This window comes from Shewanella mangrovisoli (genome assembly GCF_019457635.1).
Lineage (GTDB): Bacteria > Pseudomonadota > Gammaproteobacteria > Enterobacterales > Shewanellaceae > Shewanella > Shewanella mangrovisoli.
In genome coordinates this window covers 491,205-517,284 of the sequence record NZ_CP080412.1, presented here as the reverse complement: position 1 = coordinate 517,284, position 26,080 = coordinate 491,205, and the positions used below count along the sequence as shown (strand labels likewise).

The window sequence follows — 26,080 nt, the reverse complement described above, 5'->3', positions numbered from 1 at the left end:
CATTTGGGGTTGCAATAAGATACTCGATCGTTTGAAATAGCCACATTGTAAAAAGGTAACTTGAAAAGCTATTTTTCAGCCCCAATATACATGGTAAGCCATTAACAAACCAGCAATGGCAACCAAACTGGAGAACATCATGAGCGATAAAATTATATACCTGAGCGACGACAGCTTCGAAAACGACGTATTAAAGGCCGATTTACCAGTATTGGTAGACTTCTGGGCTGAATGGTGTGGTCCATGTAAAATGATCGCTCCAATCCTTGACGACGTTGCCGAAGAGTACGCAGGTCGTGTGACTATCGCTAAATTAAACGTTGACCAAAACAACGTTTCTCCAGCGAAATATGGCGTTCGTGGTATCCCAACTTTACTGTTATTCAAGAACGGTGAATTAGCGGCAACTAAAGTTGGCGCACTGTCTAAAACTCAATTAAAAGAGTTCATCGACGCACAAATCTAATTTGTTGTCGCTATGAGTGACCTCCGGCACAAGCTTTAATTAATTGTGCCGGAATACCCCTAAATTTCTGGACGCCCCGCTTTGTTAGTGCTACTTTAATAACCAGATTCTTTCTAACTAAACCACTTCTCGCTCGTCAATCACTATCCTGAATCACAAACTTTACTGATTGATTGCGGTAAGCTTTGTCGCGTAACACAAGATCCCCAACATGAACTTAACTGAATTAAAAGACACGCCGATATCCGACCTAGTCTCGCTAGCCGAAAACATGAAACTCGAAAATATGGCCCGCGCTCGCAAGCAGGACATTATTTTCTCTATTCTTAAAGCCCACGCCAAAAGCGGCGAAGACATTTTCGGTGGCGGTGTATTAGAAATCCTCCAAGACGGATTCGGTTTCTTACGTAGTGCAGATGGATCTTACTTAGCTGGCCCGGATGATATTTATGTATCACCAAGCCAAATTCGCCGCTTTAACATGCGAACGGGCGACACCATTTTTGGCAAGATTCGCCCACCAAAAGAAGGTGAACGTTATTTTGCCCTGCTAAAAGTTAACGAAGTTAACTTCGATAAACCTGAAAACTCTCGCAACAAAATCCTCTTTGAAAACTTAACCCCACTCCACGCAGAAGAACGTATGCGTATGGAGCGTGGTAATGGCTCTACTGAAGACATCACTGCCCGTATTCTGGATTTATGCTCTCCTATCGGTAAGGGACAACGTGGTCTGATCGTCGCGCCACCAAAAGCAGGTAAAACCTTATTACTGCAAAACATTGCTCAGTCAATCACCTACAACAACCCTGAAGTCGTGTTGATGGTACTGCTGATCGATGAACGTCCTGAAGAAGTGACCGAGATGCAACGCCTAGTTCAAGGCGAAGTGATTGCATCAACCTTCGACGAACCAGCCAGCCGTCACGTGCAAGTGGCTGAAATGGTCATTGAAAAAGCCAAGCGTTTAGTTGAGCACAAGAAAGACGTTGTGATCCTACTCGACTCTATCACCCGCTTAGCGCGTGCTTACAACACTGTAATCCCATCATCGGGCAAAGTGTTAACCGGTGGTGTGGATGCAAACGCCCTGCACCGTCCTAAGCGCTTCTTCGGTGCTGCTCGTAACATCGAAAACGGCGGCAGCTTAACTATTATTGCTACCGCACTGGTTGATACCGGCTCGAAAATGGACGAAGTGATTTACGAAGAGTTCAAAGGTACGGGTAACCAAGAACTGCATCTGTCACGCAAGGCCGCTGAAAAACGCGTCTTCCCTGCAATCGACTTTAACCGCAGCGGTACTCGTCGCGAAGAAAAACTGACCACGCCTGATGAGCTGCAAAAGATGTGGATCCTGCGTAAGATCTTAAATCCAATGGATGAAGTCAGCGCAATGGAGTTCCTGATCGATAAGCTTGCAATGACTAAGACTAACGAAGAATTCTTCACCGCGATGAAACGCGCTAAGTCTTAATCCTAAATTTAGGTCAATCTTCCAAAAAAGCCGCTTAATGCGGCTTTTTTATTGCGCCGAGTTTGGCAGCACAATATTCCATCACAAAGCGATGAACCGCCTTTCGAATGGAATAGCACACAATCGACTCACCAAGACTGAGCGAGTTCTCCTAGATTACCGCATCCAATGGCTATTAAAACTGCGTTTCAGCTTTGAGGTATGTAGCTAGGGCGCGGCTTAAGCTTTGAGTCTGTTGCCTGAGCATTTCACGAAGCAGCAGCACTACTGGAGTGACATGCTCGCGCCCTGGGCACACTAAATATAAATTAACCGGCTCGCCCCGATATTCGGGCAGCAAAGGTACAAGACGCCCTGCCATAATATCCTCCGCCAGATCTAAGCTCGATTTAAATACTAAGCCCTTACCAGCCACCGCCCAACGGCGCGCAATTTCCGCATCGTTAGCGCTGCGATTGCCCGTCACGCGGATTTTAAATTCCTGACAATCACGCTCAAATCGCCATTGATCGTGGGTTCTCTCATCTAATTTATAAAACAAGCAATTATGTTGCGTGAGTTGCTCTAAGGTTTCAGGCTTGCCAAATTTGGCAAGATATTCAGGCGAGGCACATAACACTCTGTCCGCAGTACAAATCGGGAAGGCGACCTGATTAGAATCCTGCGGCTTACCGTAACGCACCGCCACATCAATTTTGTCGTGGTAAAAGCTGCTGATATTGTCGCCCAAATGCAGCCGTACCTGCAGCTGTGGAAAATCAAGGAGGAAGTCATCGAGCCAAGGGACGAATAAGTTGCGCCCAAAATCGGATGAAACCGACAGGCTCAACGTGCCTGAGACCTTGCCTTTATCACTGGCGATCGCCTGCTCTCCGAGGGCGAGATCACTTAAGGCACGCCGGCAATGGATAAGATAGCGCTCACCTTGAGCGGTTAATCTCAGGCTTCGAGTCGTACGCACAAACAAACTAGTATCAAGTTGTTTTTCAAGGCGTTTAATCGCAGCACTCGCCGATGCTGCTGAGAGTTCCATCTCGGCTGCCGCCGCAGAAATGCTGCCGCAATCGGCAACGCGAACAAATAATGCGAGATCATTCAGCAGCATGATTATCAAATTTCCTTTGAAAAAATTACAAACTTTACCCCGTTTATCTAGGAATTAATATTTCACACAATGGCATTCAATGACAAGTGACAGACACGAGTCGCCAGTGAGGAATAAATATGAGAGCCATAGGTTATCAAGCCGCAGGGGCAATCGACGCTCCAAATGCATTAAAAAACATTACACTAGCCGAACCCACACCACAGGGTTTTGACCTGTTGGTCGAGGTGAAAGCCATATCCGTGAATCCTGTTGATACCAAGATCCGCGCATCCAGTTCTGCAGCCGCTGGAGAATATAAAATCCTCGGTTGGGATGCGGTCGGAGTCGTTAAAGCTGTGGGTGATAAGGTGAGCCTGTTTAAAGTAGGTGATGAGGTCTGGTACGCTGGCGATATTAGCCGCAGCGGCAGCTATGCCGAATATCAGTTAGTCGATGAGCGTATCGTGGGCCGTAAACCGCAAACCTTAAGCAATGCACAAGCAGCAGCGCTCCCCTTAACCAGCATCACGGCTTGGGAATTGCTGTTTGACCGTTTAGGTCTACCGCAGGACGGCTCAGCCTCGGATGCACGTATTGTGATTATCGGTGCCGCTGGCGGCGTAGGTTCTATCATCACTCAACTTGCGGTCAAGCTAACTGGCGCCGAGGTGATTGGCACTGCATCACGGCCAGAATCCGCAACTTGGGTTAAAAACTTAGGTGCCGATGCGGTCATAAATCACAACAAGCCGCTCTCGGAGGAGCTAAAGCAGTTGGATATTGCCGACGTTACCCATGTGATTAGCCTAACCCAAACCGATAAGCACTTTGACGAAATTGTAAAAGTGCTTAGACCGCAAGGAAAACTGGCGCTGATTGACGATCCTGTCGGCCCTTTAGATGTGATGAAGCTTAAACGTAAAAGCCTGTCGCTACATTGGGAGCTTATGTTCACCCGCAGCCTGTATCAAACTGAAGATATGATTGCACAGCATCATCTGCTCAACCGTATCGCCGAGCTGATTGATGCAGGCACAGTGCAAAGTACTTTTGGTGAGCATTACGGCACTATCAATGCACAAAACTTGCTTAAGGCGCATGCACAAATAGAGTCAGGTAAGGCCATAGGTAAAATTGTGCTGGAAGGATTTAATCAATGAAAGTGACGGTTTTTGCGCAAATCCAAGCGCATCCAGGTCAAACTGATGCGCTGTTTAACTTGCTCAAACAGTTAGTGTGGGATACCCACACAGAGGCTGGTTGTTTTGAGTATACGCTGCATCGCTCTTTAGATAATGCAAATCACTTCTGGATGTATGAAGTGTGGCAATCTCAAGCAGCCTTAGATGCACATATGGCAAGTCCACACTTTAATGCTTTTGTAACCGCCTCAGAAGAACTCGTTAAGCAGGTTGATATTCATAAAACCTATGCCTGCTAACGACCAAAAGTAAAGCGCCTAAAAAGGCGCTTTACTTTTTGAATCAAATAGCTAACAGAATTACACTAAGGTCATCGCCATTTTGCGGCGCAGATAGGCAATCTGCTGCATATGGGGCAAATCCTTCGGACAGTTGTCTTGGCAGCCGAGCAAGGTCATACAGCCAAATACGCCGTCCTGATTACCAATCACATGGTAAAAATCTTCAGCCGTACGCGCATCGCGACTATCGAGTTCAAAGCGGGCGATTTTCATAATGCCCACAGCGCCGACAAAGGTTTCACGCATTTGTTTAGTGGCACAGGCAGACACACAAACCCCACACTCGACGCAGCGCTCTAACTCATAGAGCCGCGCCGCTTCCTCCGGCGCCATCGGCTCCTCTAGGCGATGGATACTGATATCATTCGCTTTGGGGTGTAACCATAGCTTTAAGCGCTCGGCGAGTTCGCGCATAAACTTCCCCGTGTTAACCGATAAATCACCAATCAATTCAAAGCCCGGTAATGGCATCAGAGTGATTTCACCTTTGGGATATTTGGCGGTGAGCGTTCGGCATGCCAAAGTCGGGAAGCCGTTGATCACCATGGCGCAGCTACCGCAAATCCCAGCACGGCAGACAAAGTCAAACTGCAACGACGTATCTTGCTCTTCCCTTAGCTTATTGAGGGCGATAAATACCGTCATCCCCGGCGTTTCGGTGAGATGATAACGCACCATCTTCGGCTTATCGTTTGGCTCCTGCGGATCATAACGAAAAATATTAAAGGTTAGCTGACGACCTTGGTTCATTATGATTTTTCTCCTAGCGCATTGGCAGATGGTCTTTGTAAGGTATCACTTAAACGTTCATTTTTAGCTTGTAGGCTCGGCGGCAGCTCAAAGGGCATCAGCGCCGCCTGGCGTTGATAACGATCGGCATCGTCATCCAGCCCTGCCAAAATCTCGGCAATTTGTTGCTCGCGTTTGGCGGTATCGGGGTGAGCAATGGCATTGTCGATACCATAACCCCGGTATCCCGGCGGCAACTCCATCTTCATCACATCTAGCGGCTCGTAGCTTAATAAGGGGGCTAGTGCATTGGCGTCAGGCCAACTGGCGAGAGTACGGTTGAGCCAATCTCTGTCATTACGCTGCGGATAATCCTCACGGGCGTGGGCACCACGGCTCTCGGTACGCGCTGCTGCGCCACAGGCCACAGTTAGCGCCACTTTGAGCATGCGCTTCACCCTTAGCGCTTCAACCAGCTCTGGGTTAGCGTGGCGTTTCTTGCACTTAATGCCAAGCTTGCGTGAACGCTCAAGCAGGGCTTTTAGCTCAGTTACCGCTTTATCAAGCTCTGGGCCGTTACGGAAAATCCCCACGTAGTCCATCATAATTCGCTGCATTTCGCGCTTAAGTTCGAAGGGACTTTCGTGGCCTTCGCCATCGACTAAGGTATCGATTTCAGTCTGCACCTGTTGCATAAACTTTTCGGCAAGCTGAGTGTCGATTTCAAGGCTATTATTTTCACAAAAATCAGCAACATATTTGCCGATAATCATGCCACCAACTACAGTTTCGGCGAGCGAGTTACCGCCCAAGCGGTTAAAGCCATGCATATCCCAACAGGCTGCTTCGCCCACGCTGAATAAGCCCTTAAGCTGTGGACTTTCGCCCGTTGCCTTAGTGCGGATCCCGCCCATGGAATAGTGCTGAGTCGGACGCACGGGGATCCAATCCTTCGCTGGGTCGATCCCGAGGAAATTCTCGCAAATCTCCTGCACTTCACGCAGGTTGGTTTCGATATGTTTGCGCCCAAGCAGGGTGATATCGAGCCATAAATGTGGGCCATAGGGGCTATCGACCCCCTTACCTTTACGCATGTGTTCTGTCATACGGCGAGACACCACGTCCCGCGACGCCAGCTCTTTCTTCTCAGGCTCATAGTCCGGCATAAAACGATAGCCGTCTTTATCCCGCAGCAAGCCACCGTCACCGCGGCAACCTTCTGTGGTTAAAATCCCTACGGGCACAATCGCCGTGGGGTGGAATTGCACCGCTTCCATATTACCAAGGGTCGCGACCCCCGTTTCGAGTGCCAGTGCCTGACCTATCCCCTCGCAGATAATCGCATTGGTTGAGACTTCATAAATACGGCCATAGCCACCAGTGGCTATGGTGGTCGATTTCGCGACGTAGGCACGCAACTCACCCGTGATTAAACAGCGGGCAATCACCCCGTGACAGCGTTGACCGTCGTGGATAATCGCCAGCGCTTCGACGCGTTCATGGACGGGAATATCCATCGAAATCGCTTTGTTATCCATGGCATAGAGTAAAGAGTGGCCGGTACCGTCGGCGGTGTAGCAGGTGCGCCACTTTTTGGTGCCACCAAAGTCGCGGGCATTGATCAGCCCGTGGGCTTCTTCGGCTTCCTGCAACGTGACTTTTTGGGCGTTAACAATCACTTCCCTAGGCCCTGCACTTACGCGCGACCAAGGCACGCCCCAGTTAGCTAACTCGCGTACCGCCTTAGGCGCACAATGGGCAAACATCCTGGCGACTTCTTGATCGCAGCCCCAGTCCGAACCTTTCACAGTGTCTTGAAAGTGCACGTCTTCATCATCGCCCATGCCTTTAACTGCGTTACCAAGGCTTGCCTGCATTCCCCCCTGCGCTGCGGCGGAATGAGAACGTTTGGCAGGAATAAGCGAAAGCACTAAGGTATCCAGCCCACGCTCTTTAGAGGCAATGGCCACCCTCAGGCCTGCCAATCCGGCACCAACCACTAATGAATCGGTATAAATCAGTTTCACGCCTGCTCCTTAACGGGTACTGCTGTTATTGTTTTAGGACAACACTCTTTTGTTATATTTCGCTTAACTCGCGTGGGGTAAAAATGCCAATAAGGAGGCAATCCCTACAGTGACAAACGCGATACTCACAATGGTTTTGATTTTACGTAAACGGCTGCGACTATTGAGATCCCCCGCCGCGCCCCACTTCAGTGCCACGCGGTAAATCCCGATGGCCGCATGTAACTCAACCGTCAGCAATAGCGGCAGATACACCATCCACACGCCTTGGTTCCAAATCCGCTCGGCGCTACCCTGCGGACCAATGGTTTCTGGCGCCGAGCCGATAAGCCACAGATGCACTGGCAGCAATAACAGGATCACCACGCCCGTAATGGCCTGCCAACGCCAGAGGCGAGTATCACTGTGATTGATCACTTGCATCTGTTGTTGCAGCGCCCTTTGCTGACGCAAACTCATGGGTAACTTTTGCAGTGCCACAATCACATGCACTAGCGCTAGGGCGGCAATACCAACGGCAATACAAGTCACCACCCAGGGATAGCCATGGCCATCACTGGAGAGGAAACTCAGCTCCATAGTGCGAGCCACCCAGTTCATAGCATCGCCACCCAATAAAATGGACGACACCAATACTAAGTGGGTCCACAAAAACACCGCCAGAATGACACCCGACAAACTCTGGCTTAAATCCAGCCACGCACTCCATTTTTTTATACTTAGTTTGATTGCCATTACTTTCGCCTCGCGCCACAGGCTCCGTGAGCCCTGCTCATTAAGTTGTCCTCGAAAATTAATATCGCTCACAAATCCATCAAAAAACCTGAGTTAGATCAAGTAGGAGGCGAATAATTAATCGAATGCTTAAATATTAGCAGCGAAACAAAATCCTGCTGCGCCCAATTCCTCATGGGATAACGCAGCAGTATTGGGTTTCAATCAATGGGGTACGTAGGGCTGCACGGGCACACTTAGCTCGCTACCGATAAACATGTAGGAGACTAAGCTCGCGCTACCTAGGCATAACAAATAGATAATCAATACCTTAGCAAGTTTACGTAGGCCGGAGCGCTGGGTCGTGATGCCCCACTTAACCGCCACTCGGTATAAGCCAATCATGGCGTGGATAACCACGGCTGGTAGCAACAAGGCATAGAGCAACCAGGCATTATCGTGATAGACGCGCTCGGCCGATAAATGTGGGCCAATTTCAGGATTTAAGATCATGGTAAAGAGGTGCACTGGCACGAGGAAAAACAGAATAAAACCCGTGATCAACTGCCAAAACCACGCATGGGTATCACGGTGTTTAATGCCACCTAAGTGTGAGCGCAACGCTCGCCACTGCCCAAGCTGCGCCGGAAATCGTCTAAGGGCAACGGCGGCGTGCAAGATGACGACGAATAGCATAAAGACTGAGAAGACTTTAGTAACTATCGGAAAGCCATGGCCACTACTGCTAAACATACCGCCTTCGAGCAACTGCACCACATGGTAAAAGGCTTCTTTACCCAGCAGAATGCTCGACTCGAAGTGCATATGTAACAACAGAAAGCATCCCAGCATAATACCAGTCGCGCTCTGTAATCTATCGGCCTTAGCCGACCAAGGGTGACCTATCCCCTGTGTTTTCACGCTAGTGTGAACGCGCGTTACGCTTGTCATCTTGCTTTTACCCTTTAATGGTTTGTTGACGCCTCTTTGCAAACTACACCATAGCAGCAACAAAAAACGCGGCTGAGTGTCACAGATTTAAAGCGTGAGGCAACTCACGGGATAAGCGTCAACTCTTAGAAGACGATCACAAAAAAGCCGTAAAAACCAAACAAAGGTAAAACCAATTAACCATTATATTTCATGGCTTTATATTAAAAATCGAAACGAGCGGTTCGATTTTGCGTACAACCAACAGCTGACAAGCTAACTCCTTGTCCATGCTGAAATAAACCTCGTTTACTATCCAACCCCCCTAGATTGTTAGCACGAATCCCTCAATCCACCTCCTCACCATCACTAACGTTTAATTGCCACCGAATTCTGCAAATTAGCGCGGTTTGGGTATACAATAGCGCGATATTTTTTAAACCTAGCCACAGGATTTTACCCATGCCTTGGATCCAACTTCGCATTAACACCAACAGTGATGATGCTGAAACCATCAGCGACTTACTTATGGAAGAAGGCGCCGTTTCTATTACCTTTGAAGATGGTAAAGACACCCCGATTTTTGAGCCTAAACTGGGCGAAACCCCTCTGTGGCAAGATACCGTAGTTGTTGCCCTATTCGAGGCTGACACGGATTTAGCACCGACTATTGAGATGCTGAAAACCCTGCCGTTTTTAGGTGAAAGCTTCAGCCACAAAATCGAGCAAATTGAAGACAAAGACTGGGTTCGCGAGTGGATGGATAACTACCACCCAATCCAATTCGGTAAACGCCTATGGATTTGCCCAAGCTGGCGTGAAGTCCCCGATCCAAGCGCAGTAAACGTGATCTTAGATCCGGGTCTAGCCTTCGGCACAGGCACCCACCCCACAACGGCATTGTGTTTAGAGTGGTTAGATAGCTTAGATTTAAGCCAAGAAGAAGTGATCGACTTTGGCTGCGGCTCAGGCATCCTCGCCGTGGCAGCGCTGAAACTCGGCGCGAAAAAAGTCACAGGTATCGATATCGACTATCAAGCCATCGAAGCCTCTAAAGCCAATGCCGAGCGTAACGATGTTGCCGACCAATTGGCACTTTATCTGCCAGAAGATCAACCCGCCGATCTTAAGGCCGATGTATTAGTTGCCAATATTCTCGCAGGTCCACTGCGTGAACTTGCCCCCCTTATCGCCGAGCGCGTCAAATCTGGCGGTAAATTAGCCCTCTCTGGACTACTGAAAGAGCAAGCGCAAGAAATCTCTGACTTCTATAGCCAATGGTTCGACATGGACGAAGCGGCTCACAAAGAAGATTGGAGCCGCTTGACAGGTAAGCGCAAATAACGCTAAAGGGTGGCGCAACATGCGCCACCACTGGCTTAGGCTTATTTTGTCGATGACTTCTCAAGGCTAAAAAGTCAAGAAAAAAAATTGCTCCTAGGTCATTTATTGACCTTTTCACGGCCAATAAAAAGGGCTACTATAGCGCCCCTTTGAAGAGCTAAGGTGAAACAGTAAATGCAGATTGGACCCTATCAACTGAAGAATCAGCTGATCGTGGCACCAATGGCAGGTGTCACCGATCAAGCTTTCCGCAATCTCTGTCTTCGTTATGGCGCAGCCTTAGCGGTGTCGGAGATGCTTTCATCGAATCCTGAGGTCTGGGACACAGATAAGAGCCGCCAGCGTATGACGCATTCCGGCGAGGAAGGTATTCGCTCAGTGCAAATTGCAGGTGCAGATCCAGAGTTAATGGCGCAGGCCGCCCAGTTCAACGTCGAACAAGGTGCCCACATCATTGATATCAACATGGGATGCCCAGCAAAAAAAGTGAATAAAAAGCTGGCAGGTTCAGCCCTAATGCAAAACCCACCCTTAGTGAAAGAAATTTTACAAGCCGTGGTCGCTGCAGTAACGGCGCCTGTCACGTTAAAGATTCGCACAGGCTGGGAGCCTGAACACAGGAACGGTGTTCAAATCGCCCAGATTGCTGAGGATTGTGGTATCGCCTCGCTCGCCGTTCACGGCCGCACGAGACAATGCATGTACAAAGGCAACGCCGAGTACGACACCATCAAGGCAATTAAACAGAATGTCTCGATTCCTGTTGTCGCGAATGGGGATATCGACAGTCCGGAGAAAGCCCGCTTCGTGCTGGACTATACCGGTGTCGATGCTCTGATGATAGGACGGGGTGCTCAAGGACGGCCTTGGATTTTCAGAGAAATCCAGCACTACTTGGACACGGGTAATAAGCTAGCGCCCATTGAGGTGGCTGAACAGCGTCAAGTGATGCTGGAACACCTCACCAAACTTTATGATTTGTATGGTGAATATAAGGGTATCCGCTTCGCCAGAAAGCATATTGGATGGTACCTAGACCAAGAGGATCAGCGCCAGTTTCGGGCTGACTTTAATCAGCTGGAAACCGCTGCAGAACAGTATTCCCTAGTGGAATATTATTTTGATGAATTAGTACAGAATTAATAAAGAGCAGAATAGAATGTTTGATCAGACAACTAACACAGAAGTTCACCAGCTTACCGTTGGCAAAATCGAAACCGCAAACGGCACTATCAAGCCCCAGTTATTACGTGACGCCGTTAAGCGTGCCGTAACTAACTTCTTCGCACAGTTGGACGGTCAGGAAGCACAAGAAGTGTACGAAATGGTGCTAAGTGAAGTTGAAGCACCTCTGCTTGACATCATCATGCAACACACTCGCGGCAACCAAACCCGCGCAGCAAACATGCTAGGTATCAACCGTGGTACTCTGCGTAAAAAATTAAAGAAATACGGCATGAACTAATCCTTAGGGATTAACAGCTTGTATTAAAAAGGCGAGTCAGCAATGATTCGCCTTTTTGCTTTCTTAACCATAATTCTCCGCCACAGCACAGCAATAGAATTGCACCTGCCTTAAGGTAACTTAGCTACTCCCTTAGAGATATTTCACCGCATGAAATGTGATATGCCCGACTAATTTAGTCAGGATTTATTGCGCCAATATAAAGCTGCAAATATTATGCATGTAAAATTATTCTCGCTTTGGAGTGTTGCTATGTTATCTGCCCATCTCTCATCCGAAAACCCAGTTGAAGCACCGTCAACCTCAATCACCCCATGGCTTGAACGCAAAGTGGGTGAATTGGTCGCTGAGGATTTTCGCCGCGCCCACGTATTTAGCCAATTTGGTATCGATTTCTGTTGCGGGGGTGGTCGAGCACTCGCCAATGCCTGCGAGCGAGCAGAGGCCAATCCTGAGCAAGTCGTCGCCGCACTGGAGGCCGTTTCCCACTCGGGTGCTAAAGAAGATGAACTCAATCAATTGCCACTCGATCAGTTGATCGATTATATCGAGCGCACCCACCATCAATACGTTCGCGCTAAGGCACCGTTATTACTCGAATATTCAGAGAAAATGGTACGCGCCCATGGCGAGCATTATGCGGAGATTATTCCCTTCGCTGGCTGGGTGCGCGCCTTAATCGAAGACTTAATGCCGCATTTGATGAAGGAAGAAAATATCCTCTTCCCGGCGATCCGCGCCATGAGCCAAGGCGAGCAAGTACAAGGTTGTTTCGGCCATATAGGCAACCCCATCAATGCGATGCAATACGAGCACGAAGAAGCTGGGCAAATTTTGCAAAAGCTACACGAGTTAACCAATGACTTTACGCCGCCGGAATACGCCTGCACCACATGGCGCGTTTGTTACGCGACTCTGGTCGAATTTGAGGCGGACCTGCACCGACACATCCATTTAGAGAACAACATTCTCTTCCCTAAGGCGCTGCAACTCGCCTAGTACAGACTGCTCGCTCACAGCAAAGGCCAGCACAACTGCTGGCCTTTGTTATTTTGGCATGTTACAAAAAGTGGTGTGCTACGCAAGGAGCCGCCGCCATGACATACCCAACATTCGCACTCGATGATATTGGTTCACTGCATGAATCCGCCCAAGTGGAGTTTAAACTCGCGCGAGGACGCGATGGCCAAGGTCAACTCCCCGAAGATATTTGGGCGACCTATAGCTCCTTCGCCAACACCTTAGGTGGCGAGATTATCCTCGGGGTACGTGAAGAACACGGTCATTTCACCATTGAAGGCATTCCGAATCCCCTACCCGTGTTGCAGGAGTTTTGGGAGATCCTCGATGATCCAAGCCGTACCAGCCATAATATTCTAGCGATTTCCGATGTGCAGCTAATTGAAATTATGAATAAAAAGCTGATAAGAATTCGTGTACCACTCGCGCCAGAGCACCTTAAGCCGGTGTTTATCGGCACCGATGCTTATACGGGGACTTATTTTCGCGTGGGGGATGCCGACATGCACGCCAGCCGAAGACAGGTCACGCAAATGCTGCGCCGCGCCCATCATTGCACTAAGCAACTCAAGGCGCGTTAAACCATTAAAAGCCTGCGAGTAAATATCCACCCATGGCTGCAATCGCCACGCCCGATATGCGCATTAAGCTGCGCTGGCCCGTCAGGCGCTGCATGCCTAATCCCAACATGACCCCGCCGAGATGAATGACCGCAGTGCCAAACAAGAAACCGAAGGCATAGAGTACGGGACTGGCGAGTTCAGGCATTTCCATCCCATGGGCATGACCATGGAAAATCGCAAACACGCCCACAAAGGCCATGGCAAACAATAGCGGAAGTTGGCGGTCGAAGGCTATCGCGAGCCCAAGCAATAAGACAGATAGCGCAATGCCAATTTCGACAAAGGGCACAGGAATCGCATAAAGACCTAAAATGCCACCCACCAACATAAAACACATAAAGGCTAAAGGCACAGTCCAAATGGCGCGGCCGCCCAATTGAGTACTGAGCATACCCACACTAAGCATGGCAAGGAGATGGTCAAAGCCTAAAACGGGGTGATTAAAGCCCGCCATAAAACCACCACCGGAGTGGATTTCGTGCGCCGAGGCGGGGGCAATAAAGGATAGACTCAAGAGCAGCAACAGACTTAAACGCACCATACAAATTCCTTGTTAGTGATGGCGTAACAACCGAGTGAAATGATTGTGAACACTCTACGGTAAAGCCGCGAAGCAGTCTTTGATCCTTATCACCTAAAGCTATCGCTTAATTCAACCGATAACATCGCTCCAGTTCTTAAACCAAGTTAAGGCAGCAACATCTCCAGTAGCGCATCGAGGGTCGCAATTTCCATATGGGGTAAGAGTGCTGCGATAGGCAGCGACGCCACGCGGCCAAAACTCGGGTTGAGCCAAACCGACTGGCACCCTGCTAAGCGTGCACCTCGAACATCGGCATTCATACTATCGCCAACGTGCAGCAGTTCATCTAAGCCGATATCTAGTCTTTCGCAGGCCTGTGAAAACATATCCTTAGCAGGCTTCATCCGTACACCACTGCCAGGATGCAGCACAAATTCGAACACATTACTTAAGCCAATACGCTCTGCGTCCACATTGCCATTGGTGATACCAATCAACCGAAAATGGGCCGATAAGCGTATAAGTAACGCCAAGACGTCGTCTGAAACCTGAAAATGGCTGCGATGGAAATAAAAACAATCCAAGCCTTCCTGCGCGCCCCGTTTTGCCTCAGGCTCGCTATAACCGAGCAGCGATAAGCCTTTGTGCAGGGTCGCAATTCGCGCCGCCGAGGTGTCATGGGCTAGGGCAGGATTTTGCTGTATCAGCTGCAACTTGAGTAGTCGCCATTGCTGCGATTGCCAAGCCTGCGTCAGCGGAAAAGCCTGATGCAAAAACTGCGTTAGCTCGGCTTCGGCATTCAGAATATGAGGCTCGTTATCGTATAAGGTATCGTCGAGATCGAAGCTGATCGCACGAATATTCTGGGGTCTAAGATAACAACGCATTATTTATCCTGTTGTTTTTTCGCTCTAGGATGGGCGTTATCATACACCTTAGCTAAGTGTTGGAAATCTAAACTGGTATAAATTTGCGTGGTCGACAGGTTTTCGTGACCTAATAATTCCTGCACCGCCCGTAAATCGGCACTGGATTCCAGCATGTGCGTCGCAAAGGAATGGCGTAACTTATGGGGATGCACCCGCATAGAAAGCGCCTGCTCCTGACCCCATTTGCTCATACGCGCCTGAATGCTGCGATGGGATAAACGCTTGCCCTTCTCGGTGACAAACAATGCGTTATCTTCACAGGAAATTTGTTTGCGGCACTTAAGCCAAGCGCTGATGGCCTCTATGGCGTAACGCCCAACGGGGACGATGCGCTCTTTGTTGCCTTTGCCTAACACGCGTACTTCATGCTGGTCGTATTGCACACTGGATAAATCCAGCGCCGCCAGTTCCGCCAAACGCAACCCGCTGGAGTAGAACAGCTCCATAATGGCTTTATCACGCAGGGTTAGCGGATCATTACCCTCAATCGCGAGCAGATGCGAGATAGAATCGACGTCGATATTCTTAGGTAACGGTTTGGCCTGTTTGGGTGCGCTCAGGCCCTTGGCGGGATTGAGTTCAATCACGCCTGTGCGCAATAAAAACTCTCCCCACTGTTTGATGGCCGACAACCACAATGATAGCGAGCGCGGGCTCAAGCCCTTGCGGTGCAGCTTAGCCAGCACCTGTTGCCAATGCTCACGGCCCACATTGAGCAAATCAACGCCCTCGGGCAGTAACTCACTCCCCCGCTGCAACTCGTACATATAATTGCGAACCGTATGCGCCGATAACTGGCGCTCAGACTGCATATAGGTTTCAAACTGCCGCAAATAGGACTGACACTGCGGGGTCATCTCCAGCTCCTCATCATTAGGGAATTGAGGCAAGGCGAGCCATCTACCTTAAAGCTTGGCCAGCATATGTGCGAGTAATCGGCGTAATTGTTCGAGCAACATATTGTCCATATCGGGATGGAAATGCGCCGCATCTTGGCTGGCAACGGCAAAAATCATCGGAATTTCATCGGCTAACTTCACTAACGCGACAGATCCCACTTCGCTACCAAACAGGCGTTTCGCTTCCTGCTGAGTTAAGCGGCCAAAGTAGTAATCCTTACGCAGACGCTGCGCCCAAATCGCTTGCATCTCCACATCGGCATCTAACACGCTGATCAGACGCACGTGGGTAAAATTAAACTGCGTCTTTAAACTATCGGCCAGCACTTCTTTAAGCGCTTCTAAATTAACGCAATTAAGTAATTTAAAAGACAGCTCGGTATTGAAGAGGAATATCTTTTCATTGCGCGCCGCCATCGCCAGCAGACTGGTGATTTCCTCTTCGAGTTGCCCAACCCGTTGGCGCAGCAACTCTTGACGACGCTCGACCAAAGAAATCGCGCCGCGCTCCGAATGGGGCAAACGCATCGCCAATAACAGCTCGGGATAACGATTAAAAAAGTCAGGGTTATCGAGTAGGTACTCGCGAATAATCAACTCATCGAAGGGAAGATCGGTCTGCGGCATCAAAGGCTCGGTCATAACTGAATTTGTCCATCGTAAACGTGCTGCGCAGGTCCCGTCATCCACAAGGGCTTACCTTCGCCTTCCCAATTGATGGTTAAGGTGCCACCCGGCAAGTCGACACGCACCTGTTGGTCAAGTTTACCTTGGATCTGCCCTACCACCACGGCGGCACAAGCGCCAGTGCCGCAGGCTAAAGTCTCGGCCGCACCACGTTCATAAACTCTAAGCTTGATATGGCCCGAATTTACCACCTGCATAAAGCCAACGTTTACTCCGCGCGGGAAGCGCTCATGCTTAGTGAGCAGTGCACCAATTTCGGCGACATTGGCGTTAGCAACATCTTCGACATCGAGCACGCAATGGGGGTTACCCATAGAGGCCGCGCCACATAAAAAGGTTTGTTGCGGCGTTTGCAACAGATAGGTTTTTTCAGCCTTTTTGGCTTTGAAAGGAATTTGGCTAGGGTCGAGCACGGGCACGCCCATGTTCACAGTAACGGTGCCGTCTCGTTCGAGGCGCAGAGTCATCTTCCCCGTAGAGGTGCTCACGCGAATTTTATTCTTATTCGTCAGCCCTTTATTGCGAACAAAGCGCGCAAAACAACGGGCGCCATTACCGCAGTTTTCGACCTCACCACCGTCGGCATTAAAGATACGATAGTGAAAATCCAAATCGGGATCATAGGGCGGCTCAACCAGCAAAAGTTGGTCGAAACCTATGCCAAAGTTACGGTCGGCTAAACGGCGGATCTGCTCAGGCGAAAAGAACACGTTCTGCGTGACACCATCGACCACCATAAAATCGTTGCCCAGTCCGTGCATCTTAGTGAATTGGATCAAGATACTTATCCTTTAAGCCTAGGCGCCGCCATTAACTAGCCAAGCGCCTGAATCAATATAATTTTCTAGTTTACGGCAGGAGTTGCTCACCTTGCCAGAGCTGCGCTAATTTTTCTCGTTCACGCACCAGATAAGCCTTGTCACCATCGACCATCACCTCGGCCGCACGCGGACGAGTGTTATAGTTAGAAGCCATAGCAAAACCGTAGGCCCCGCTCGAGCGCACAACCAGTAAATCCCCCGCCGTAATCGCGAGTGCTCTGTCTTTACCTAAAAAGTCACCGGTTTCGCACACTGGCCCTACGATATCAAATACTTGCGCCTGTTCATCCCTTGGGTTTACCGGAATGATATTTTGCCAAGCGCTATAGAGTGCGGGGCGAATTAAGTCGTTCATCGCGCCGTCGACAATCGCAAAACGCTTGTCGCTGTTTTCTTTAAGGTACAGCACCTGAGTGACGAAAATCCCCGCGTTAGCAGCAATGGCGCGACCCGGCTCGAAAATTAACTTGAGCTTACGATCGCCTAAACGCGCGAGCAGTGCAGCGGCGTAAACATCGGGATGCGGCGGGGTTTCATCGTCATAGGTTACCCCTAAACCACCACCCACATCGAAGTGTTCAATCACTATGCCTTGCTCGGCCAGACGGTCGATAAGGGCTAACATTCTGTCCATCGCATCGAGGAAAGGCTGGATCTCGGTCAGCTGTGAACCAATATGGCAATCGACCCCTTTGACCTGCAAATGTGGCAGCGCATGGGCACGGGCGAATACGACTTCGGCCTCATCCATGGCGATACCAAATTTGTTCTCTTTAAGGCCGGTTGAGATATATGGATGCGTACCGGCATCGACATCGGGATTCACCCGCAGCGACACAGGGGCAACTTTACCTAAGCGGCCTGCAACGTCATTAAGTTGTTCAAGCTCGGCGCTCGATTCGACGTTAAAGCAATAAATACCAAGGTTAAGCGCCTGCTCCATTTCGGCAACGGTTTTACCCACGCCCGAAAACACCACTTTGGCAGGGTCGCCACCGGCTTCAATCACCCGCGCTAACTCACCGCCCGAGACAATATCAAAACCACTGCCTAAACGAGCCAAGACGTTAAGTACGGCTAAGTTCGAGTTGGCTTTCACCGCGTAACACACTAAATGTGGATGGTCGGCCACCGCATTATTAAACGCATGCCAGTGACGTTCGAGCGTCGCACGGGAATAGATATACAGTGGCGTGCCATACTGCTGGGCTAAATCATTGACCCGACAGCCTTCGGCGTACAGGGTATTGTCTTGGTAGAGAAAGTGATCCAATGTCCGATTCCTTACTGCGCTTTGTTGTAATTATGCTGATTATTATTGTGTTTTTTCAGTTTCAGCTTGAGGCTCCGCCGTGTCGGCTGGTGTTGCTTCACTCTTCGGCGCCTTGATTTTTGTAGGCTGACTCACCTCTGCGGGAGAGGATTTATACAGGGGGCCTTTTTGACCGCATGCTGTAATGAATAGGCTACCAAGCAATAACAATAAAAACAGTCTCATTTTTCTCAACATCTGTGCATCTGGTGACTAATAGCCTTATAATCGCACCCATCTTGACGAAAGCAAAGGACAGAAATGCATGGCCATGACAGATACAGAATTTCACCAGCTCGCCGATGACATGTTCCAAGCGATAGAGACCGCTATCGAAACCGCAATTGATGAACAAGACGCCGATGTCGATATTGATGCCAGCGGTAACGTGTTACAGCTGGAATTTGTCGATGGTTCGAAAATCGTCATCAACAAACAAGAGCCTTTGCATGAGATTTGGGTTGCGACCCGTTTCGGTGGCTATCACTTTGGTTTTGTTGATGGTAAATGGATTGATGGTCGTAATGGCGGCGAGTTTATGCCCTTTGTTCAGGACTCCATCCTTCGCCAGAGCGGTATCGCACTGAGCTTCTAATAAGCGCGTGCAGCATTGCTAAGCGGGAGCAACTCCCGCTTAAAACTCCACGTTAGCGTTATTGATATCGACCCCAAAGGGCATCACCGTTAGCTCGCCCGCCACCCGCACCAGATGGAAAAACTGCGGAATATTAAATCTCGCCTTCGCGGCATAATACTCATCAAACACATAGTGATGACTCACTTTGTTGACCAACTCCACCATATTCGAGCCCGGCTGCACATAATGGCTAAGCTGATTATCTTCATCGAGAATAAACACGTCCAAGCTTTCGGGCCGCTGCCGTAAGAAATATTGAATCGCTCCCTTAGCCGCAAAGTTCTGAATAATTTTCGGCATACTCGAAAAGGGATCGTCGCCCAACTCGGGCCGAGGCAATTGCACTAGATGACTGCGTGACAGCTGCTGATAGAAGGATTTGGCATCGCTCAAATCCTGATACGCCATCCCCAAGGGATTAAAGAAGATCCCATAACGGGTATGGCTGATTTGCAGCGGCTGCACTAAGGTGCTCGATTGTTGCACCTGTTGACAGAGGCGCACGGTTTGTTTCAGCAGGTTTTTCACCGCTAACTTAAGCTGAGGTCTGAGTTTTTGCGAGCAGCTAATCACATCCATATCCACTGGATGGGTCGCTCGCCTTAATCCCGGGGTGACAAACGATAGCGCCTGTAACACCGCGGTTTCGCCCTCAAAACGGTGGCATTGCCACTCTCCCCAACTATTGAGACAGATGGCATCGAGGGCGCCGAGCATATTTTCCTTCTTACGGCCCAATGAAAACACGTTGGCATTCATCACATCTACCATCATCTCCTGCCCGTGCCAGTGGACGGTAGGGTCGCAGTCGAGATTAAGTACAAAAATAAGCTTTCTAAAATGCCAAGGCTGGCATAGGTCGAGTTTCGATACCCGCCAGTCGTGGTCGATAAAGTTAAGCAGTCGCCTTGATGCCTCGGTTAAGCGCCGAGACTTAACCTTACTCTGGCCAAACTCGTACCATTTGGTTTCTGGCGTCGACACACCATTCAAGCAAGCCCAGATCATCAATGCCGAGGGGGTTTTTCCCTTGCAGATCGCCGATTCACCCAACAGATTTTGCGGCTTTGGCCCCTGGCGGTAGAGGTAGTATTGGTTTTCCTTGGTGCTAGACACCATGGTCACTTCAGATTCGGCGACCGAGCGGCTCCAAAGCAGGTTTAACTTAGCGATTTGGTCTTCATCTTGGCTGAAGTAAGTGTGCAGCTTGCGGGTGAGCATCCCCAGCTCTTCAATCCTGAGTCCCTCGTTCAACTCATGGGTCGAGGCGAAGCGCAGCAGCGTCTGGTAACTCGCCAGCAGCAACTCGTTGAGCTGCTCATTGAACCAGTTCAGTTGTCCGCTGTGCCAATGCTCACAGTCATCTAAGGTCGAAATCAAGCTGTCGGGCCACTGCCATTCTTGCACGAGCTTTTGCATTTTGGCGTAGCGCCAGTCTTTGCCTTGGTCCGCAACACTCAAATACACGCCACATTTGAGATAAAAACAGCGGCGTACAATCTCGAGTCGACGATTATCATTCTGTTTTAACAGGTAAGCCTCGATGACCTCATAGATCGCGTAATAGGCATCGTTAGAGGTAGAGAAATCGCCCGCTAAGGTCTTTTGCCACAACCTGTCGCACAACAGTTGCGAATGGGGATATTCACTCGCATAGGCTTCCAGTAGCAGTACTTTTATTAAGGCCTTATGGGGTTTATTGAGGCCTTTATAGAGCTGCCATAGCGACGCCCCAAAGTACTCACTCGCCGGCAGCTCGTGCACATTACCTAGATACAATAGCTCAGGATTGAGCTTGGCATCGGGCCACCATGCAATGGTTTTACCCGCTAACCGAATTTGGCTACGGTAAAACTCCTCCAACAATAGCCAATGTTGTGTGCTGCCGCTGTGTTCATGGGCCATCGACGATTGGCAACCCGAACGCTGCGACATATCGCCACAAAATTGTTGCGGGTGAACCAAGTAAAAGTTCACCTCAAATTGATACTCAGCAAACCAAGCGGTTAAGCGCTCGGTTTTTAATTTGATTGAGGCTAAGTCGTCATCACATAGCTGTGCATGGTGCACTAACCATACATCCACATCGCTCTTGGCATTCTGACCAAAACTGGCCGTACTGCCCATGGTATAGACCCCTTCAAAAGCCGGATTTTCAGCCTCGCTGGCGCTAAAGGGGAGCTTAAACACATCGCAGGCCTGCGCCTCAAATGAGTCTGGGCTATAGCCTTGAATGCCACTTGGGGTATTGGGGTCAACAAAGCCAGGATACTGAACGCTATTCTGCTGAATAAGAAAGGGGATTAAACGGAACAAATGCTTTTGCAGCGGCGACAACAAGGCTAAAGCTCGTGCGATACGAACTTGATTAAGTCTTTCTGCGATATCAGGAAATTGACCTTGTTGATCCATCCAAGAAAACGACGCTCAAGCACGAGTAAGAAGTGTGCTCATGTTAACACTTTTGCAAAGCTGAGCAACTAAATGAGAACTCCATCACACTTTTTGACCATTTAGAACACCGCCGACTTCAAAGAATCGATACGGCTTCCTTACATTCACGAATAGCCAATGTTAGCATTGGCGCAACTAAGATCTCGGATGGAAACTAGGCATGTCTGAAAACCGCATACGTATCGCTACCCGCAAGAGTCCGCTGGCCATGTGGCAAGCTGAATTTGTTAAAGCAGAATTAGAACGCGTTCACCCAGGTATCGTGGTGGAGCTATTGCCAATGAGCACTAAGGGCGATGTTATCTTAGACACCCCATTAGCTAAGGTTGGCGGTAAAGGCTTGTTTGTAAAAGAACTCGAAGTCGCCATGCTGGAAGACCAAGCCGATATCGCAGTGCACTCAATGAAAGACGTGCCAGTGGATTTCCCCGAAGGCTTAGGGCTGGAAGTGATTTGTGAACGTGAAGATCCGCGCGATGCCTTTGTGTCTAACCTGTATAAGTCAATCAGTGAACTGCCACTTGGCGCCACAGTCGGCACCTCAAGCCTACGCCGTCAGTGCCAACTGCGCGCCTCACGCCCAGATCTGATTATCAAAGATCTGCGCGGCAACGTGGGGACTCGCCTCGCGAAACTCGATAACGGCGAATACGATGCGATTATCCTTGCTGCTGCAGGTTTAATTCGCCTGAAGTTATCAGAGCGCATTGCCAGCTTTATCTCTGCGGAAGAATCCTTACCCGCCAACGGTCAAGGCGCTGTCGGTATCGAGTGCCGCACTAACGATGCACGCGTAAAAGCGCTTTTAGCTCCTTTAGAGCACTTAGAGACTCGCTACCGCGTGATTGCCGAGCGCGCCATGAATACTCGCCTCGAAGGTGGCTGCCAAGTACCTATTGGTGCCTTTGCCGAAATCCACGGTGATGAAATGACTCTGCGCGGCCTCGTGGGTAATCCCGATGGTAGCGAAATCATCGAAGGCGTGATCACAGGTCCAAAGACCGAAGCGACGCAACTCGGTGTTGCCCTTGCAGAAGAGCTGCTCAGCAAAGGCGCTAAAAGCATCCTCGACGCTGTTTACGCAAAAGCCTAAGACGATGAAAGTCTTACTGACGCGCCCCGAGGGGCGCAATCAGTCCATGGTCGATGCCTTAACTGAAAAAGGTATCGACCACTGCGTTACCCCACTCCTCTGTGTTGAGGCCACGCCTCCTCTGCCGCCTGACACTTCGCATCCCCTAGCCCATGTCGATATGGTTATCTGTATCAGCGCTAATGCGGTGAGCTTTGCTGATGCAGCGTTTAAAGTCGATACTGCCCAAGTTAAAGACTGGCCAAGCGTGCCTTATTTCGCCGTGGGTCATGCAACTTGGGAAGCGCTGCAAGAGAAGGGAATTGAGGCTCTCGAAGCACCGGATGATTGCCAGCAAACGGAAGGCTTGCTGACATTGCCTCAGCTACAACATATCCAAGGCAAACATATCACTATCATTCGTGGTGTCGGTGGTCGTGAAGCCCTCGCCGAGCAACTAAGAGCCAGAGGCGCGAAGGTGCGCTATTGGGAAGTCTATCAACGCGCTTGCCCGCCGCTCGATGGCGCAGCGGTTAGCCAACACTGGCGTGACTTTGGGATAGATACTATCGTCGTAACGAGTGGTGAAGTACTGGATAATCTGATTAATTTAGTGCCAAAAGAGTTATTTGCATGGCTGCGCTCATGTCATATCATAGTCCCCAGTAACCGAGTAGAAGCTCAAGCTCATGCCTTTGGTATAACCCAAGTCACCAATGCCAATGCCGCCAACAGCAAAGCCGTGCTAAACGCCCTTAAACTCTAAGCGCTATTTAGCCCGATTTTACTCGAATTTCGGCAGTAGCATGATTTTAAGGACTGTTAAATGGATAACAACAAGCACGACGCCCAAAGCCCAGAGTCACAGGCTACCCCAGTTCTCGCTCCGTCGGTCAATACCGATGACGCTGCATCACAGACCCAAGCTTCTGAATCACAGGTAAATAAGCTCGAAGAACAAGAAGCAAAACCTGCCGACACTAAGCCGCAAGCAAGCAAACCCGAATCGACTCAAGCGACTCGCCAAGTGGTGCAAGTGAATCGCAGTTCATGGGCCATTCGTTTCGGTGTGTTATTGGCCTTAGGCTTAACCGTTTGCACCATAGGTGGCGGCTATTTGCTGTATCAACAAATGCAGCAACAGCTTCAACTGCAAGAGACGAAAAATCTAGCCCTACAAGATCAGCTGCAGCAGGCTTTACTCGCCCCGAATCAACGCATTGCACAGCTTGAGCAACAACAACTGTCCGATGCCAAAACCTTCCAAGAGCTAGCTAAACTCGCTACAGACCAGAGTCAGTTGCAGGACAGATTAAATAAACTGGCCCAGCGCAGCCCAACTCACTGGATGGCCTCGGAAGCCGAATATTTGGTGAACATGGCGGGGCGTAAGCTTTGGCTCGAAAAAGATCCACGCACGGCGACCGACTTATTAAAGTCCGCCGATGAAACCATTGCCGCAATGAACAACCCAGCCTTACTGCCAATCCGTAAGGCACTAGCCAGGGATATCGCCGCGACCACCAATATTAAGAGTGCGGATATTGAAGGCAGTGTGTTAGCAATCGATGCCTTAATCGATCAACTCGACAAATTACCGCTAAACCGTGCCGATGCGGATGCAAGCGCTCCAGAAGATACCGCCATTTCTGGCGATCTGAATGATTGGCAAAGCAATCTAAGTAAAACTTGGAAGGCGTTGACCCAAGATTTTATTACCATTCGCCACAGAACCGCCGATGCGCCAGCCCTGCTCGCACCGGAGCAACAATGGTATCTGGTTGAGAATGTGCGCCATAAACTGCTGCAAGCGCAACAGGCACTCTATCGCTATGATAGAGCCGCTTATCATCAATCACTGATGATGGCGCGCCAGTGGATCCAAACCTATTTTGATGTTCAAGCCCATCAAACTAGTGAAGCGATTGCCGAAATCGACAAGTTGGCAACACTCGAGCTTGACCCGATCACCCTGAAATCCTTTGCCGCTAAACCGCTGTTATTACAGTTAACCAGCTATGGTGAACTCACCTCTTCAGAGGAACCACAGCTATGATTAAGGCATTGATATTTCTTGGGATCATTTTAATAGGCCTGTGTATCAGCCCTTGGATTGTCGGCAATACTGGCTATGTGTATATTGCCGCTGGCGATTATCAACTTGAGACCAGTTTAGTCTTTGGGATCATCATGTTAATCGTGTTCTATGCCCTATTCCAAGTACTGGAATGGCTAGTGATCACTGTGATTAATCTGCTGCTACGTAGCCGTTTTATCCCGCAGCATTGGCGTCGCCGCTCCGCCAAAAAACACACCCTCATCGGCGCACTCGCCATTGCCGAAGAAGATTGGCCAGCGGCAGAACGCGCCATGATTAAAGGGGCCGACAACGGTGAACTGCCCGCATTAAATTTGTTAGCCGCAGCACGTGCCGCGCAACACCAAAATAAAATCGCCGAGCGAGATCAATACCTTGCCCGTGCAGAAGCCCAACCTATGACGGCCAATGCGGTGGCAACCACTCGTACCCGTTACTTGCTCAAGCAAGGGGAATTAACCTTAGCCAGAGCGGAACTCGATAAGTTAGCTCCAACCAGCAAGAGCAAAGCCCCTGTACTGAAACTCGCCCTAGAGTTGTACCGGGCGCAACAAGATTGGGAAGCGCTTAAGTTATTGCTGCCAATCTTGAAGAAACGCCAAATTCTAGATGATGCAAAGTTAACTGCACTCAGCGTTGAAACCCATTGTGCCCTGTTAAAAACAGCGAGTCTTAAAGGGGAAGACGCCCTAGAGCAATGCTGGCAATGGCTTTCACGCGATGAGCGTAACCAGTCTGAGTTTTTAGCGATTTACGCCATGGGCTTATGCCGCTTCAATCGCAAAGACCAAGCGCTTAAATTACTCTCGAAAAAGCTGCGTAGTTCGCCAGAATCGGCATTGTTAGAAGTGATACCACAAATAGTCACCGCCCATGACGAAGAGATCCGCAAACAATTACTCAAGCATGAAATCACCCATGAGAATAATGCTGATTACCAAAAATGCTTAGCGCTGTTGTATCAACAAACCCGCGACATGAAAGAAGCGAAAACCTGCTGGCAGAATGTGTGTCGTCTTGCGCCGAGTAAAGACTCTTGGCTAGCACTCGCTCGTATTCAAGAGCAATTAGGCGAACAGGGCAACGCTAATCAAAGCTATCGTCAAGCGGTAAACCTCTAGCGTCTTTTCCTATGCCGCGATTCGATAGAATGAATTGCGGCAATTCCCTTCTCACGCTCCATCTCATCCCCGAACATATACAATTCATAAAATATTAATCTCTATTACCAGAATAATTTGTTATAAATATGTTTCTATATAGAAATCAAAGACACTAAATGC

The 26,080-nt window shown here is 49.5% G+C and carries 27 protein-coding genes; 14 read left to right on the top strand and 13 right to left on the bottom strand.

Annotated features, from left to right (window positions below):
• Nucleotides 1–139 precede the first annotated feature (139 nt).
• Together trxA and rho are read left to right on the top strand one after the other, a co-directional pair.
• Nucleotides 140–466: a thioredoxin TrxA gene (gene trxA, locus K0H60_RS02390; protein WP_011070766.1), complete on the top strand. Its 327-nt coding sequence runs from the start codon at nt 140–142 to the stop codon at nt 464–466.
• A gap of 211 nt (nt 467–677) precedes the next feature.
• Entirely contained in the window at nt 678–1,943 is a 1,266-nt protein-coding gene (rho, locus tag K0H60_RS02385; RefSeq protein ID WP_011621213.1) for a transcription termination factor Rho, read from the top strand.
• A 175-nt stretch (nt 1,944–2,118) separates the two neighbouring features.
• Here rho and K0H60_RS02380 read toward each other — a convergent pair whose 3' ends face one another.
• Nucleotides 2,119–3,048, bottom strand: a complete 930-nt coding sequence (locus K0H60_RS02380) for a LysR family transcriptional regulator (protein ID WP_220057146.1) — start codon at nt 3,046–3,048, stop codon at nt 2,119–2,121.
• Between the two features lie 119 nt (nt 3,049–3,167).
• Between K0H60_RS02380 and K0H60_RS02375 the strand changes: the two genes are divergently transcribed.
• Nucleotides 3,168–4,190 carry a zinc-binding alcohol dehydrogenase family protein gene (locus K0H60_RS02375; protein ID WP_220057145.1) on the top strand — a complete coding sequence of 341 codons (1,023 nt, stop codon included), beginning with the start codon at nt 3,168–3,170 and terminating at the stop codon, nt 4,188–4,190.
• On the top strand, nt 4,187–4,471 hold the full coding sequence (locus K0H60_RS02370) for a putative quinol monooxygenase (protein WP_220057144.1): 285 nt from the start codon (nt 4,187–4,189) through the stop codon (nt 4,469–4,471). Before K0H60_RS02375 ends, K0H60_RS02370 begins: the two co-directional genes overlap by 4 nt.
• Nucleotides 4,472–4,531: 60 nt before the next feature.
• Here K0H60_RS02370 and K0H60_RS02365 read toward each other — a convergent pair whose 3' ends face one another.
• The 4 genes from K0H60_RS02365 to K0H60_RS02350 all read right to left on the bottom strand — a co-directional run bounded on the left by K0H60_RS02365 (nt 4,532) and on the right by K0H60_RS02350 (nt 8,934).
• Nucleotides 4,532–5,263 (bottom strand): fumarate reductase iron-sulfur subunit, encoded by a 732-nt coding sequence (locus K0H60_RS02365; RefSeq protein ID WP_220057143.1) that lies wholly within the window; start codon nt 5,261–5,263, stop codon nt 4,532–4,534.
• Entirely contained in the window at nt 5,263–7,269 is a 2,007-nt protein-coding gene (locus K0H60_RS02360; RefSeq protein ID WP_220057142.1) for a fumarate reductase flavoprotein subunit, read from the bottom strand. Before K0H60_RS02360 ends, K0H60_RS02365 begins: the two co-directional genes overlap by 1 nt.
• 63 nt (nt 7,270–7,332) lie before the next feature.
• Complete coding sequence (locus tag K0H60_RS02355) at nt 7,333–8,004, bottom strand: fumarate reductase cytochrome b subunit (protein WP_220057141.1); 672 nt, start codon at nt 8,002–8,004, stop codon at nt 7,333–7,335.
• A 204-nt stretch (nt 8,005–8,208) separates the two neighbouring features.
• Nucleotides 8,209–8,934 (bottom strand): fumarate reductase cytochrome b subunit, encoded by a 726-nt coding sequence (locus K0H60_RS02350; protein ID WP_088211919.1) that lies wholly within the window; start codon nt 8,932–8,934, stop codon nt 8,209–8,211.
• A gap of 441 nt (nt 8,935–9,375) precedes the next feature.
• On the opposite strand from K0H60_RS02350, the gene prmA reads away from it, so the two are divergent.
• The 5 genes from prmA to K0H60_RS02325 all read left to right on the top strand — a co-directional run bounded on the left by prmA (nt 9,376) and on the right by K0H60_RS02325 (nt 13,323).
• Nucleotides 9,376–10,257, top strand: coding sequence for a 50S ribosomal protein L11 methyltransferase (gene prmA, locus K0H60_RS02345; protein ID WP_088211920.1), 882 nt, complete (start codon nt 9,376–9,378; stop codon nt 10,255–10,257).
• A 174-nt stretch (nt 10,258–10,431) separates the two neighbouring features.
• Nucleotides 10,432–11,400 carry a tRNA dihydrouridine synthase DusB gene (gene dusB, locus K0H60_RS02340; RefSeq protein ID WP_220057140.1) on the top strand — a complete coding sequence of 323 codons (969 nt, stop codon included), beginning with the start codon at nt 10,432–10,434 and terminating at the stop codon, nt 11,398–11,400.
• Nucleotides 11,401–11,416: 16 nt separating this feature from the next.
• Nucleotides 11,417–11,722 (top strand): DNA-binding transcriptional regulator Fis, encoded by a 306-nt coding sequence (gene fis, locus K0H60_RS02335; RefSeq protein WP_006083371.1) that lies wholly within the window; start codon nt 11,417–11,419, stop codon nt 11,720–11,722.
• A gap of 252 nt (nt 11,723–11,974) precedes the next feature.
• On the top strand, nt 11,975–12,721 hold the full coding sequence (ric, locus tag K0H60_RS02330) for an iron-sulfur cluster repair di-iron protein (RefSeq protein ID WP_220057139.1): 747 nt from the start codon (nt 11,975–11,977) through the stop codon (nt 12,719–12,721).
• A 98-nt stretch (nt 12,722–12,819) separates the two neighbouring features.
• Nucleotides 12,820–13,323: an AlbA family DNA-binding domain-containing protein gene (locus K0H60_RS02325; RefSeq protein WP_011715618.1), complete on the top strand. Its 504-nt coding sequence runs from the start codon at nt 12,820–12,822 to the stop codon at nt 13,321–13,323.
• Nucleotides 13,324–13,327: 4 nt separating this feature from the next.
• Here the strand turns inward: K0H60_RS02325 and K0H60_RS02320 are convergent, their stop codons facing one another.
• The 7 genes from K0H60_RS02320 to lptM form a co-directional block, all read right to left on the bottom strand.
• Nucleotides 13,328–13,906, bottom strand: a complete 579-nt coding sequence (locus tag K0H60_RS02320; protein WP_220057138.1) for a HupE/UreJ family protein — start codon at nt 13,904–13,906, stop codon at nt 13,328–13,330.
• Nucleotides 13,907–14,052: 146 nt separating this feature from the next.
• Complete coding sequence (locus K0H60_RS02315) at nt 14,053–14,775, bottom strand: HAD-IA family hydrolase (protein ID WP_220057137.1); 723 nt, start codon at nt 14,773–14,775, stop codon at nt 14,053–14,055.
• Nucleotides 14,775–15,674, bottom strand: coding sequence for a tyrosine recombinase XerC (gene xerC / locus K0H60_RS02310; protein ID WP_220057136.1), 900 nt, complete (start codon nt 15,672–15,674; stop codon nt 14,775–14,777). The genes K0H60_RS02315 and xerC overlap by 1 nt, the downstream gene beginning before the upstream one ends.
• Before the next feature lie 48 nt (nt 15,675–15,722).
• Nucleotides 15,723–16,358: a DUF484 family protein gene (locus K0H60_RS02305; protein ID WP_011627404.1), complete on the bottom strand. Its 636-nt coding sequence runs from the start codon at nt 16,356–16,358 to the stop codon at nt 15,723–15,725.
• A complete protein-coding gene (dapF, locus tag K0H60_RS02300; RefSeq protein ID WP_220057135.1) occupies nt 16,355–17,182 on the bottom strand; it encodes a diaminopimelate epimerase in 828 nt (275 codons plus the stop codon). The genes K0H60_RS02305 and dapF overlap by 4 nt, the downstream gene beginning before the upstream one ends.
• Before the next feature lie 70 nt (nt 17,183–17,252).
• The gene (lysA, locus tag K0H60_RS02295; protein ID WP_220057134.1) at nt 17,253–18,497 is read right to left on the bottom strand and encodes a diaminopimelate decarboxylase; all 1,245 of its coding nucleotides are present in this window, start codon (nt 18,495–18,497) and stop codon (nt 17,253–17,255) included.
• 42 nt (nt 18,498–18,539) lie between these two features.
• A complete protein-coding gene (gene lptM, locus K0H60_RS02290) occupies nt 18,540–18,734 on the bottom strand; it encodes an LPS translocon maturation chaperone LptM (RefSeq protein WP_088211940.1) in 195 nt (64 codons plus the stop codon).
• 67 nt (nt 18,735–18,801) lie between these two features.
• Here lptM and cyaY point away from each other — a divergent pair, with 67 nt between their 5' ends.
• Nucleotides 18,802–19,131, top strand: a complete 330-nt coding sequence (gene cyaY, locus K0H60_RS02285; protein WP_011621196.1) for an iron donor protein CyaY — start codon at nt 18,802–18,804, stop codon at nt 19,129–19,131.
• 39 nt (nt 19,132–19,170) lie between these two features.
• On the opposite strand, the gene K0H60_RS02280 is transcribed toward cyaY, so the two are convergent.
• On the bottom strand, nt 19,171–21,585 hold the full coding sequence (locus K0H60_RS02280) for a class I adenylate cyclase (protein ID WP_220057133.1): 2,415 nt from the start codon (nt 21,583–21,585) through the stop codon (nt 19,171–19,173).
• 202 nt (nt 21,586–21,787) lie between these two features.
• Between K0H60_RS02280 and hemC the strand changes: the two genes are divergently transcribed.
• The 4 genes from hemC to K0H60_RS02260 are packed head-to-tail and all read left to right on the top strand — an operon-like array spanning nt 21,788 to nt 25,918.
• Nucleotides 21,788–22,720, top strand: a complete 933-nt coding sequence (gene hemC / locus K0H60_RS02275) for a hydroxymethylbilane synthase (protein WP_088211942.1) — start codon at nt 21,788–21,790, stop codon at nt 22,718–22,720.
• Nucleotides 22,721–22,724: 4 nt separating this feature from the next.
• Nucleotides 22,725–23,465 carry a uroporphyrinogen-III synthase gene (locus K0H60_RS02270; RefSeq protein WP_220057132.1) on the top strand — a complete coding sequence of 247 codons (741 nt, stop codon included), beginning with the start codon at nt 22,725–22,727 and terminating at the stop codon, nt 23,463–23,465.
• Nucleotides 23,466–23,525: 60 nt separating this feature from the next.
• Nucleotides 23,526–24,755 (top strand): uroporphyrinogen-III C-methyltransferase, encoded by a 1,230-nt coding sequence (locus K0H60_RS02265; protein ID WP_220057131.1) that lies wholly within the window; start codon nt 23,526–23,528, stop codon nt 24,753–24,755.
• Nucleotides 24,752–25,918, top strand: a complete 1,167-nt coding sequence (locus tag K0H60_RS02260) for a heme biosynthesis HemY N-terminal domain-containing protein (RefSeq protein WP_220057130.1) — start codon at nt 24,752–24,754, stop codon at nt 25,916–25,918. The genes K0H60_RS02265 and K0H60_RS02260 overlap by 4 nt, the downstream gene beginning before the upstream one ends.
• The last annotated feature ends 162 nt before the right edge of the window (nt 25,919–26,080 follow it).